The organism is Pedobacter sp. (genome assembly GCF_046462515.1).
Lineage (GTDB): Bacteria > Bacteroidota > Bacteroidia > Sphingobacteriales > Sphingobacteriaceae > Pedobacter.
In genome coordinates, this window is the sequence record NZ_JBKGVD010000009.1 from 470,144 (window position 1) to 482,815 (window position 12,672).

The following is a 12,672-nucleotide window of genomic DNA, read 5'->3' on the forward strand; positions in this document are numbered from 1 at the left end:
ATTTGAAAGTTGCTTTAGTTGGAAACCCAAACACTGGAAAATCTACTCTTTTTAATCTTTTAACAGGATTAAATCAAAAAATAGGAAACTTTCCGGGTATCACAGTAGATAAAAAAACAGGCTACTGTAAATTAAGTAATCATATAACAGCAGAAATTGTTGATTTACCCGGTACTTATAGCTTATACCCAAAAAGTAAAGATGAACAGATCGTTTTTCAAGTATTGGCCGATAAAACTAATCCGAATTATCCTGATCTTATAGTCCTTGTTGCAGACTCTACCAACCTCAGAAGAAATTTACTTCTTTATTCTCAGGTAGCAGATTTAGGCCTGCCCATGCTGTTAGTGCTCAATATGAGCGATATGGCAAAAAAAGCGGGATTAAAAATAAATATCGATAGACTTGCTGAACGTTTAGGCGTAAGGGTTGTGGCGGTATCTGCCAGAAAAGGCGAAGGATTAAATATACTTAAAGCAGCCATTGCTCAATATACCCCTATAGCTACACAAAATAAAACTATAGATGTAGATATCTTTGCTCCGGAAGCGATTAAGCAGGTTAAGCAAAAACTAAATACAGATAACAGTTATTATGCTTTGCAGGTGTTGCATCAGCATGAACATTTAGATAATTTCACGGAGCAGGAACAAGATGAGATTGAGCATATAGAGCGATCTAATGGTTTCGAAACCCATCAGCTGCAAACAGCTGAAACTATAGCCCGTTACAGGCATCTGAATGCTATCCTTAGTGAAGTGGTTTTAGATACAGGTGCAGAAAAGAAATTTCAGATAACTGATAAGCTGGATTCTATACTTACACATAAGTTCTGGGGTTTCCTTATCTTTTTTGTGATACTGTTTTTCATATTTAATGCCATATTCTCTTGGTCTTCAGTACCTATGGATATGATAGAAGGTAGTTTTGCCTGGCTTACAGAATATGGCCATCAGCATCTTCCGCCTGGCGTACTTACCGATTTGTTAATGGATGGAGTTGTAGCCGGATTAGGAGGCATTGTAATATTCATTCCACAGATAGCGATTTTATTTGGCTTAATATCGATATTGGAAGATACAGGCTATATGGCCCGTGTTACGTTTATGATGGATAAAATCATGCGTAAATTTGGGTTAAGTGGAAAATCTGTGGTTCCTATGATCGGTGGGATTGCTTGTGCGGTTCCTTCTATTATGAGTGCCCGTAATATTGAAAACTGGAAAGACAGGATTATTACCATAATGATTACGCCTTTGGTAAGCTGTTCGGCCCGTTTACCTGTATATACCTTACTGATTTCGCTGATTATTCCTAATGAGCGGATATGGGGCATTTTTAGCCTGCAGGCTTTGGCTTTAATGACCATGTATGTTATCAGCATAATTACAGCTGTTTTAGCAGCATGGGTTTTTAAATTCATTATTAAGGCCAGAGAGAAATCATATTTTATCATGGAGCTGCCGGTTTACCGTATGCCAAGATGGAAGAACGTGTTTTATACCATGTTCGAAAAATCAAAAACCTTTGTTTTTGAAGCAGGTAAGGTGATCATAGCCATTTCAATTGTCTTGTGGGTAATGTCTAGCTACGGGCCTTCTAAACGATACGAGGCTATAGATCAGAAATACGAAGCCTTAGAAGCGAAAATAGCAGACACGATACAGGTAGCTTCTCTGGAGAGAGATAAGGCAGCAGAGCGCCTTGAAAACTCTTATGCGGGTATTCTTGGGCAAACTATAGAGCCGGTTATTAAGCCTTTAGGATACGATTGGAAAATAGGGATAGCCTTGATTACATCTTTTGCAGCCCGTGAAGCTTTTGTAGGTACAATGGCCACGATATATAGTGTAGATAGCGCCGATGAAAATGCAGCCGAGCTTAGGTTAAGAGATAAGATTGCTGCAGCTAAAAATCAGGCTACAGGTTTGCCAACGTTTACTTTTGCAACCGGCCTTTCTTTGATGTTGTTTTATGCCTTTGCCATGCAGTGTATGAGTACGGTAGCTGTTGTTTACAGGGAAACCAAATCATGGAAATGGCCCTTGATACAACTTACTTACATGACGGCTATGGCATATGTGGCTGCATTAATTGCCTATCAGTTGTTAAAATAATAGTTAGGTTTAAACAGCTTTAATCGTTGTTGGTGTAAAGCGCAACTTGTAAAGCGAAAAATCGTAATTTGCAGCACATGACCAGGCATTCTGATAAAGCAGTTATTTTGGCACAGTACATGCCGCAAGAGGCAGCCCCTGTTATTGCCCGTTGGATAGATTATTTTCAGTGCGAATTCAAAATATCTAAAAAACGAAATACAAAACTGGGAGATTACAGGCATCCATATCGGGGCGAAGGCCATAAAATATCTGTTAACAACGATTTAAATCCTTATGCTTTCCTGGTTACAACGGTTCATGAATTTGCACACTTGCTTACATGGAATGAGCACAAGAATAAAGTAAAGCCTCATGGGAGCGAATGGAAAAACAATTTTAAAAAAATGATGAATCCTTTTTTTGAGATGAATGTTTTTCCGCCCGATGTATATCAAAGCATAACCAAGTATTTAAATAACCCATCAGCTTCAAGCTGTACGGATCTGGTACTGGCAAGATCACTCAAGAAATATGACCAAAAAATAGATAAGGTCCATGTAGAGCAAGTTCCTTTAAAGGCTGTATTCAGGTTAGAAGATGGGCGCAGGTTTGAGAAAGGAGAACGTATCCGCAAACGTTACCGTTGTATATGTTTAGACAATCATAAGGTTTATTTGTTCAATCCGCTGGCAGAAGTTATGCTGGTTTCAACGCATATAGATGCTGAAATAGCCTGTACAGATACTTCTGGGAGTTTAACATGACTAAAATTAATCTAGGGTTACCCTAATTTATTTTAGATTCTATAATACCTATTTCTTCTGTAAATCTTTGATACATTCTTCTCTTATAGCCCAAATTTGTATTAAACTTAAAGGAATATTTGCTGTTTTAAGCCATTCAGAAAAGAAAGCTTGATGAAGATTAATTTTATGTTCAGTAATTTGGTTGAACTCAATAATTTGCTCTGATAAGAGCTTATCTTCAAAATCCGAATAGCTTGAATTAGGATAGGTAAAATCATAATAAGAGCCATCTATCTTCAGATAATTATGTGCTTCGGGAATATAATCTATCTGATATCTTTGAAGCGTATTCTTTATTGATGGAGCATAAACAGCATCCATTTTAAAAATACCTAAAACCAGTTTTATCTCATACTGGTTATTTTCTATGGCTAGTTTTCTTAAAGCTGCATGTTTGGTGCTACAAGTACCAAACTTGTCTTTAAGTATACAGGTTACTTCACTTTTATTGATATTTCTCCTGTATGGCAAGATAGATACGAAACCACAAGCCATTTTAAAATCTGTTATACCTTCTTTTAAAAAAGCTGCTGAAACTTCGCCCTTGGCTTCAATTATAAAGTTTTTCATTCTGAAGTATGATGAGAAGCTTACTTTCAGAATTTTAATACTTCAGTAACTTTTCAACGGTATCGTTTAGTTTGCTTTTAGCTAAGAAACTATCTTCTAAAACCTTGCTCATTGGTATAGCCGTATCTAAACTTGCACAACGCATAATTGGTGCATCAAGATGTTCAAAACAGTGTTCCGCGATCCATGCTGAAAGTTCTGCACCAAAACCATTGGTAAGGGTATCTTCATGTAAGATCAGCACTCTGCCTGTCGATTTTACCGCTTCGGCAACGGTTTCCTTATCCCAGGGCTGTAGGCTTACCAAATCAACCAAAGTAGCTGATATTTCAGGATTTTTCTGTAGATAATCTAAAGCCCAGTGCACACCTAAACCATAGGTAATGATACTTAACTGTGTGCCTTCTTTTAAAATATGTGCTTTACCTATAGCTGTATGGTAATAACCTTCAGGTACCGGTCCGGTTAAACTGCGGTAAAGGTATTTATGTTCAAAATAAATCACCGGGTTAGGGTCGTCTATAGCTGCGATCAACAAACCTTTTGCATCTTGGGGAAAAGCAGGGTAAACTACTTTTAAACCCGGAGTTTTGGTAAACCATGCTTCGTTGCTCTGAGAGTGAAAAGGCCCTGCGCCGGTTCCTGCACCCGTAGGCATACGAACCACTACATCAGCTTTTTCGCCCCAACGATAATGTGTTTTAGCTAAGTTATTTACAATCTGATTAAAACCACAACTTACAAAATCTGCAAATTGCATCTCTACAACAGCTTTATAACCATTTATAGATAAGCCCAGGCCAGCTCCTACAATAGCAGATTCACAGATTGGGGTATTGCGTACCCTGCCTTTGCCAAATTTATTCACAAAGCCATCGGTAATCTTAAAAGCCCCACCGTATTCCGCAATATCTTGGCCCATTAAAACCAGATTATTGTGTTTTAACATGGCTTCGTTCAAACCATCTGTAATGGCATCTATATATCTTTTTTCGGTGTGTTCTAGGGCTGGAGCAATCAAAACAGTAGGGTTGGGAGCAAACATATCCTGTATTTCAGCATTGTCGTCAGCCTGAGGTTCAGTTTCATTAAAGGCAATTTCCACATCATGGGCTATGCCTTTGGTCATTTCTTCTCTAATCTGTTTAACTTCTTCTTCAGTTAAAACATCTTCTTTTAAAAGATACTCCTCATAGTTTTTTACAGGGTCTTTTTTGCCCCATTCTTCAAATAAATGTTGAGGTACATACTTGGTTCCCGAAGCTTCTTCGTGTCCCCGCATTCTAAAAGTTAAACACTCAACCAATACCGGACGTGGGTTTTGCCGAATATCTTCAGCCAGACTGCTGATGGTATCAAAAACTTCTAAAATGTTATTCCCATCAATCTGTACGCCTTGTATGCCGTAACCTTTAGCTCTATCAACAAGGTCTGTACAATTAAACTGTTCGTTAATAGGGGTAGATAAACCATAACCATTATTCTCAATCAAGAAAATAACAGGTAGGTTCCATACTGATGCTACATTAATGGCCTCGTGAAAATCGCCTTCGCTTGTTGCGCCTTCACCTGTAAATACCAGGGTGGCTTTATTGCGGTTTTCCAAAGTATCTGCCAAGGCAATACCATCAGCAAGAGCCATTTGAGGCCCTAAATGAGATATCATGCCTATAATTTTATATTCCTGTGTGCCAAAGTGAAAAGAACGGTCGCGGCCCTTGGTAAAGCCGCTTAGCTTACCTTGCCATTGCGCCATTAATCGTATAAGAGGCATATCACGGGTGGTAAAAACACCCAAATTGCGGTGCATAGGTAAAATGTATTCATCAGCTTGCATGGCCAGTGTACTTCCTACAGCTATAGCTTCCTGTCCTATCCCCGAAAACCATTTACCTATACGGCCTTGACGCAAAAGGATAAGCATTTTTTCTTCAATTAAACGCGGATAAAGTAAACGTTTATAAATACTTTTTAATTGGTCATGGTCTTTGCCTTTTTTATCGAATTGCATGGTATAAGTTTAGGAATAGGTTCGTAGTTATATAGAAAGGTCGTTATTGTTTTTTTGATATTCTTCCCATTGTTTAGAGAAAGATTTATCCGCTATTTCAGGCATATTGCGGTACTTGCCCCAACTCTTTTTGAAAAATGTTTTTAATAGAAAGTTTTTTGTCTTACCTCCAAAGAAATCCATCAAACTACGTTTTAACATCGCCCGTTTCCATAAATTCCAGCCGATTTTTTCAGTTGATGAATTGATGCCCTGAGCAGCAGCGTCTCTGCGGTTAAGCAATAACATTTTATGGATATCTATTTTTACAGGACAAACCTCGGTGCATTTTCCGCATAAACTGGATGCGTAACTTAAATGTTTAAAATCGTTCATCCCTTTAAAATGTGGGGTAATAATAGAACCGATGGGTCCGCTGTAAGTAGTGTTGTAAGAATGACCGCCAATATTCTTATAAACAGGACAAGCATTTAAACAGGCGCCGCAACGTATGCAGTACAGGGCCTGACGTTGTTCTTTTTGGGCCAGCAGGTTTGTACGTCCGTTATCTAACAGAATAACATACATTTCTTCGGGGCCGTCTGTTTCATTTTCCTGACGTGGTCCACCCAGAACAGTATTGTAGACGGTAAGATTTTGGCCCGTGCCATGACTGGCAAGCAAAGGCCAGAAAAGATCGAGATCGGTAAGAGACGGCACTACCTTTTCTATGCCTACTATGGCAATATGCACTTTAGGAAAGGTGGTAGTAAGACGGGCATTACCTTCATTTTCTGTAAGTGCAATGCTGCCCGTATCGGCTATTAAGAAGTTGCCTCCTGTAATGCCTATATCGGCTTTAAGATATTTCTCACGAAGAAGTTCACGCGCTTTTTGTGTTAATTGCTCTGGCGTAGCATCGGCAGGTGTACCAAATTTCTCATTGAAAAGCCTGGCAATATCCTCTTTACTAAGGTGCATGGCTGGAGTAACAATGTGATAAGGGGGTTGCCCCAATAATTGTACAATGTATTCACCCAGATCACTTTCAAGGGACTCGATGCCATGCTCTGCCAAGAAATCATTCAGGTGCAACTCTTCAGTTGTCATCGATTTTGATTTAATCACACTTTTGCCATTATGCTTCTGTATGATCGATAGGATTTCTTTTTGGGCCTCTTTGGCATCGTTGGCCCAGATTACCTTTCCGCCTTTTCTTTGAAAATTTGCTTCAAATTCAGGTAAGAACTTATCTAAGTTTTCCATTACCCGCCATTTGGTTACATGCGCCTTACGTTTTGAAGCTTCTAAATTCTCAAACTTAGATAAACCACGGGCAACAGCAGTATTGTACTTGCCAATATTGAAGTTAATCGTATTTCTGTGTTGAGTATCAAAAGCTTTCTCGTCTGCTTTCGCCAAAAAATCCTCTGCAAAGTTCATAAGCACTCAAATATAAATAAATCGAAAACGCTTAAGAAATTAAATACGGATATTTGTTTATTAAGGCTACGTACAGGATTTTCATAGCCTTAATGTTGAGTTTGGCCTCGCTTCTAACTTTTGGCTTTTAATAATGTTTCTAATTCGTTTAAGGTCATTGTAAAACCTTCTTTGAAACCCATTTCAATCATCTTTTCCATGCGTTCAAGAGAATCATTGTATATCGTTATGCTTACTTTGGTTATTCCATTTTGTTCACTGAAATTCAAATCCCAATCAGAACCCGGCAGATTAGGGTTTTCATTTTCATCAGCAAATACACTTAAAAATTTAAAATTGGTTTTGGGACTTATTGAGGTATAATCTTGTATCTGCCAGCTTTTTTGCTGCCCATCCGGACTTACCATTGCATAAAATCTTCGTCCGCCAACTTTAAAGTCCATTGATTTAGTTTCTGACTTCCAAGGTTTAGGAGCCCACCATTGGTCAAGGATCTCTTGTTTTGTAAAAGCATCCCAAACAAGTGGAAGCTCAGCATGAAATTCTCTGCTTACATGTACGGTTTTGGCAGCTTTGTCAACCGTAAAATCAAATTGTAAAGTGTTCATTTTTTGTTTTTTTTAATTGTGGATAATAAATTGTCTAATTGATTAAATCTGGTTTCCCATATCTTTCTGAATTGCTCAATCCACTTGTCTATCTCTTTCATCTTTTCAATTTCAAGAGAATAATAGATTTCTCTTCCTTTTTGTTCTTGTTTTACAAGCTCGCATTCAGTTAAGATGCGTAGGTGTTTTGATACAGCTTGTCGTGTCGTACTGAAGTTTTCGGCAATGGCATTTGGTGTCATTGCCTGTAATGCTATTAATGCTATTATAGCACGTCTTGTTGGATCTGCAACTGCTTGAAAAATATCTCGTCTCATTTTGGAATTCTAATTATGCAACTAATTAGTTGCTAATATATGTGCAATCATTCGGTTTCGCAAATTTTTCTTAACTTTTTTGAAAATCACACGAAATTGTTAGCTGGTAAGGTATTGCAAAAATTACGGCTGAAAGTTTTTAAGTAACTAATACCTGTTAATAAAAAAATCCCGATAGGTATAAACCTTCGGGATTTTTTTATTTGGTTAAAAAGATCTTAGTTAATTTCTTCCTCTTGGTGGAGTTTCATCTTTTTGATCAACAACCGGTCTGTTAGGCATATTTGCCAGTTCCCAAGCTGTATAGTAAATTAGCTGGGCACGTTTTGCCAAAAGGTTAAAGTTGATTTTGCTAACCTCATCACCAGGTTGGTGGTAGTCTTGCTCTAACATACCATCGTAATAGAAAATGATTGGAATACCAAGTTTAGCAAAGTTGTAGTGGTCAGAACGGTAATAGATACGTTGAGGATCTTTAGGATCATCAAATTTATAGTCTAATTTTAATTTGGTATAAGTGTCATTAACTTTTTCACTTAATTTACCTAGGTCGGTACTTAGTTTGAATGAACCGATAGAATACACATAATTAGCGCTGTCTGGTTTACCTAAATATTCTTCACCAATACGACCGATCATATCTGTATTTAAGTTGGCGATGGTATTTTCTACCGCAAAAACAGGATGCTCAGAATACCACTCAGAACCTAAAAGACCTTTTTCTTCACCGCAAACAGTCATGAACAAGATACTTCTCTTAGGGCCATTACCTGCTTTTTTAGCTTTAGAGAAAGCTTCTGCAAGTAACAGAACACCTGTAGTACCAGAACCATCGTCATCGGCACCGTTGTTAACTTTATCTTTAGCGTTAGGGTCTCTAACTAAACCAATGTGATCATAGTGGCCTGTAACTACCAAAACTTCGTTTTTCAATTTTGGATCTGAGCCTTCAAGGAAACCTAATACGTTTTCGGCACGTACTTCGTTTTCTTTCTTCTCTGCTTTAATCGTGATATTAGCTTTTACAACTTGACTTGCAGGTTTTACTGTTTCAGCGATTTTTTTCACTAAAGCATCTATAGTTGTTCCGCTAGATTTTAAGATTTCATCAGCAGTAGCTTTAGAGATGGTAACAGAGGTATAGGCAGGAACTTTTTGTATAGCAGCTTCTGTAGCAGCATTTTTTAGCATTAATCTTCCACTTGCTCCGGCTTCTTTCATCCATAGCGGTGTTTTATCGAAATTAAGGTCGATTATTAAAAGTGCCTTTGGTTTTCTTTTGGCAATCTCTCCTAATGCTTTTTGTCTGGCCATCATAGCAGCTCTCATGGCTGTTCTGTCATTGCTCTGCGCATCAGCTGCTGCTTGTGGATTGGTTGGATCTCCAGCAGAGAAGATCATTACTACTTTGTCTTCAAGGTTTAGACCGTTTAATTCATCAAAGCCTTCTTTTGAAATTCCGTAGCCAGCAAATACCACCTCATTTGCAGAAATGTTTAAACTGCCAACAGGGACACTATTATTTGAAACATTAAAATCTTTGTAAGCTTGTAAGGTTTTTCCGTTAATGCTAAAACCACTGCTTGCCAAATCATAACTTACTAAACCAACTTTTTGGAAATAGGGATCTTTGCTGTTTTTAACGGGGCCAGCTAAGCCAAAACTTTGAAATTGCTTTTTGATGTACTCGGCAGCCATCCAAGCACCTTTTTTACCGGTTTCACGACCTTCATATTCATCGGAAGCCAAAATAGACAAGTGCGAATAAGCCCTGTCTTTATTAACGGGCGCACTGAACCTCATTGCGTTCTTGTCTTGTTGCGCCATTGCACCGAAACTTAGCGCAAGCGCCAGACCGGTATAAATAAACTTTTTATTCATTATCAGTTTTAGGTTATTTGTGTAACAATTTCTCTTAACAAGAGATTTTATTTACTCTGTTTTCATGTCGGCCACCTTCAAAAGCAGTTGTAAGGAAAGTGGTTGTCATCTCTTTTGCCAAATAGGTTGATACAAACCTAGCAGGTATACAAATAATGTTAGCGTTGTTATGTTGTCTGGCTAAGGCGGCAATTTCATTTTCCCAGCAAATAGCAGCTCTTATATGCTGGTGCTTGTTTGCTGTAATGGCTACACCGTTAGCACTTCCACAGATTAAAATTCCAAAATCGAACTCTTTGTTTTCAACTGCACTTGCTACTGGATGTGCAAAATCGGGATAATCAACAGAAGCGGTTGAATGTGTGCCAAAATCTTTGACTTCATAATTGGGAGCTAAGAAATCTTTCAGTACTTCTTTATATTCATACCCTGCATGATCAGCGCCAATTGCAATTTTCAATTTGTTAGATGACATATCCAAATTTAATTAAGTTAACAGAATTATACCGTAATATTTTTGTTGTGCTAATGCTTTTAATTATGCTTTATAAACAGCTAATTGGTTTTTCTTACGATTATTCTCTATTCGAGCCGAAATAATTATACTTAACTCATATAATAGATACAAAGGTAGAGCCACAATCATCATGGTATAAGGATCTGCTGTAGGCGTAATTACCGCAGCTATAACTAATACCAGTACAATAGCGTATCTTCTGTTGGTGCGCATAAATTTAGGTGTCATAATACCCAGTTTAGAGAGAATGTATATAATAACAGGTAATTGAAAAATGATACCACTACCTAAGGTTAAAGTGAAAACAGTTGATAGATATGAAGAAATGGTAAAGGTATTTACAATGCTGTCATCTACTGTAAAATTGATCAGGAAGTTAACTGATAAAGGACAAATAATATAATATCCAAATAAAATACCAATAAAAAATAGAACAGAAGCAAAGAAAACAAAGCCACTTGCCGATCTTCTTTCTGTTTCATGAAGCGCTGGTTTGATAAATAACCAAAGTTCAAAAAGCAGGTAAGGAACTCCTAAAATTAAACCAGCAGTTATACACGAATTCATTTGAAGTGTAAACTGACCGGCCATCTCTGTATTGATGATCTTTGCATCTATTTTGGTAATACAAAACTCCTTACCAATAGAAGGAAAAAGATCAACCAGTTTACACATCATTCTGTAGGTCCAGAAATCAGGGTTTTTAGGTGCCATAATAATATCATGCCATAAAAAATCTGTGAAGTAAAAGGCCAGGATCACAAAAAGTGTAACCACAGCAAGTGTCCTTAATAAATGTTTTCTCAAAACATCCAAATGCTCAAAAAAGGACATCTCAGCTTCAAGACTTTTACCTTTGTTTTTTATTGATTCGATTAAATCCTTACTTTTTTTCTCGCTCATGGTTAAGATTTGAAAACAAAAATACCATTCTGTTTTAAATAGAATGGTATTAAGACTTTTATTATTGCTAAAAGATTATTTTACTCTGAAAAATTGAAACTTTCCATGAATTTGGTGGTAAAGTTACCTGCCCTAAAATTAGGGTCTTTCATCAGTTTCAAGTGAAACGGTATAGTGGTTTTTATGCCTTCAATTACAAATTCACTTAAAGCCCGTTCCATGGTGCAGATAGCTTCTTCACGTGTTTGTGCTACGGTAATAAGCTTTGCGATCATAGAATCATAGTTTGGAGGAATTTGATAACCTGCATACACGTGTGTATCTACACGAACGCCATGTCCTCCCGGCGAATGGAAATTGGTAATCTTTCCAGGAGAAGGGCGGAAGTTATTAAATGGATCTTCTGCATTGATACGACATTCGATGGCATGCATATCAGGAGTATAATTTTTACCAGATATTGGAACTCCCGCAGCTACTTTAATTTGCTCTTTGATCAAATCGAAGTTAATTACTTCTTCAGTAACAGGATGTTCTACCTGGATACGGGTATTCATTTCCATGAAATAGAAATTTCTGTGTTTATCAACAAGAAACTCAATAGTTCCGGCTCCTTCATAGTTAACCGCTAAAGCACCTTTAATTGCGGCTTCTCCCATCTTCTGACGTAATTCATCAGTCATAAACGGAGAAGGCGATTCTTCTACCAATTTTTGGTGTCTGCGTTGAATAGAGCAATCTCTTTCAGATAAATGGCATGCTTTACCATATTGATCACCGATAATCTGAATTTCAATGTGGCGTGGATCTTCAATATATTTTTCTAAATAAAGCCCGTCGTTTCCAAATGCTGCTCCAGATTCCTGACGTGCGCTATCCCAAGCGTTTTCAAATTCTTCATCTTTCCAAACTACACGCATTCCACGGCCACCACCACCTGCAGTTGCTTTTAAAATAACAGGATAGCCCATTTCATTGGCTAATCTGATACCTTCTTCAACACTTTGCAATAAGCCTTCAGAACCAGGTATGGTTGGCACACCTGCTTTTTTCATCGTTTCTTTTGCAGAAGACTTATCTCCCATAGAATTGATCTGCTCAGGAGAAGCTCCAATGAATTTTATACCATAATCACGGCATACTGAAGAAAATTTAGCATTTTCAGATAAAAAACCATAGCCCGGATGAATAGCATCGGCGTTGGTCAGTTCGGCAGCTGATATGATATTGGGGATATTAAGATAAGAATCTTTACTTGGAGGTGGCCCTATACATACAGCCTCATCAGCAAAGCGTACGTGCAAGCTGTCTCTGTCTGCAGTAGAATATACAGCTACAGTTTTAATGCCCATCTCTTTACAGGTACGTATTACACGTAGAGCAATCTCGCCCCGGTTGGCAATTAATATTTTTTTAAACATAGTCTCGTTCCTTTTCGTCAGGTCTTTTTAAAAGAGCTGACGTCATGCTGAATTTGTTCAGCATCTAAAATGATTATTTTAAAAGAGACCCTGAAACAAGTTCAGGGTAACGTTAAT

Annotated in this window: 11 protein-coding genes; 2 read left to right on the forward strand and 9 right to left on the reverse strand. The window is 37.7% G+C overall.

What is annotated here, in order from left to right; genetic code table 11:
- The first annotated feature begins 2 nt into the window (after positions 1-2).
- Both feoB and ACLHG9_RS14050 read left to right on the forward strand, forming a co-directional pair.
- Entirely contained in the window at positions 3-2,117 is a 2,115-nt protein-coding gene (gene feoB, locus ACLHG9_RS14045; protein WP_410222131.1) for a ferrous iron transport protein B, read from the forward strand.
- Between the two features lie 77 nt (positions 2,118-2,194).
- Positions 2,195-2,863, forward strand: a complete 669-nt coding sequence (locus tag ACLHG9_RS14050) for a SprT-like domain-containing protein (RefSeq protein WP_410222132.1) — start codon at positions 2,195-2,197, stop codon at positions 2,861-2,863.
- Between the two features lie 48 nt (positions 2,864-2,911).
- On the opposite strand, the gene ACLHG9_RS14055 is transcribed toward ACLHG9_RS14050, so the two are convergent.
- The 9 genes from ACLHG9_RS14055 to accC all read right to left on the reverse strand — a co-directional run bounded on the left by ACLHG9_RS14055 (position 2,912) and on the right by accC (position 12,555).
- Positions 2,912-3,475: a hypothetical protein gene (locus tag ACLHG9_RS14055; protein WP_410222133.1), complete on the reverse strand. Its 564-nt coding sequence runs from the start codon at positions 3,473-3,475 to the stop codon at positions 2,912-2,914.
- A gap of 34 nt (positions 3,476-3,509) precedes the next feature.
- A complete protein-coding gene (locus ACLHG9_RS14060) occupies positions 3,510-5,486 on the reverse strand; it encodes a thiamine pyrophosphate-dependent enzyme (RefSeq protein ID WP_410222134.1) in 1,977 nt (658 codons plus the stop codon).
- Positions 5,487-5,513: 27 nt separating this feature from the next.
- Positions 5,514-6,908 (reverse strand): LutB/LldF family L-lactate oxidation iron-sulfur protein, encoded by a 1,395-nt coding sequence (locus tag ACLHG9_RS14065; RefSeq protein WP_410222135.1) that lies wholly within the window; start codon positions 6,906-6,908, stop codon positions 5,514-5,516.
- Positions 6,909-7,021: 113 nt separating this feature from the next.
- Positions 7,022-7,516 carry an SRPBCC domain-containing protein gene (locus ACLHG9_RS14070; protein ID WP_410222136.1) on the reverse strand — a complete coding sequence of 165 codons (495 nt, stop codon included), beginning with the start codon at positions 7,514-7,516 and terminating at the stop codon, positions 7,022-7,024.
- Positions 7,513-7,833 (reverse strand): ArsR/SmtB family transcription factor, encoded by a 321-nt coding sequence (locus ACLHG9_RS14075; RefSeq protein ID WP_410222137.1) that lies wholly within the window; start codon positions 7,831-7,833, stop codon positions 7,513-7,515. The genes ACLHG9_RS14070 and ACLHG9_RS14075 overlap by 4 nt, the downstream gene beginning before the upstream one ends.
- A 222-nt stretch (positions 7,834-8,055) precedes the next feature.
- Complete coding sequence (locus ACLHG9_RS14080; protein ID WP_410222138.1) at positions 8,056-9,714, reverse strand: M28 family peptidase; 1,659 nt, start codon at positions 9,712-9,714, stop codon at positions 8,056-8,058.
- A 34-nt stretch (positions 9,715-9,748) separates the two neighbouring features.
- A complete protein-coding gene (gene rpiB / locus ACLHG9_RS14085) occupies positions 9,749-10,189 on the reverse strand; it encodes a ribose 5-phosphate isomerase B (RefSeq protein ID WP_410222139.1) in 441 nt (146 codons plus the stop codon).
- Between the two features lie 63 nt (positions 10,190-10,252).
- The gene (gene tatC / locus ACLHG9_RS14090; protein WP_410222140.1) at positions 10,253-11,134 is read right to left on the reverse strand and encodes a twin-arginine translocase subunit TatC; all 882 of its coding nucleotides are present in this window, start codon (positions 11,132-11,134) and stop codon (positions 10,253-10,255) included.
- 80 nt (positions 11,135-11,214) lie between these two features.
- The gene (accC, locus tag ACLHG9_RS14095) at positions 11,215-12,555 is read right to left on the reverse strand and encodes an acetyl-CoA carboxylase biotin carboxylase subunit (protein WP_243358180.1); all 1,341 of its coding nucleotides are present in this window, start codon (positions 12,553-12,555) and stop codon (positions 11,215-11,217) included.
- Positions 12,556-12,672: the final 117 nt, after the last annotated feature.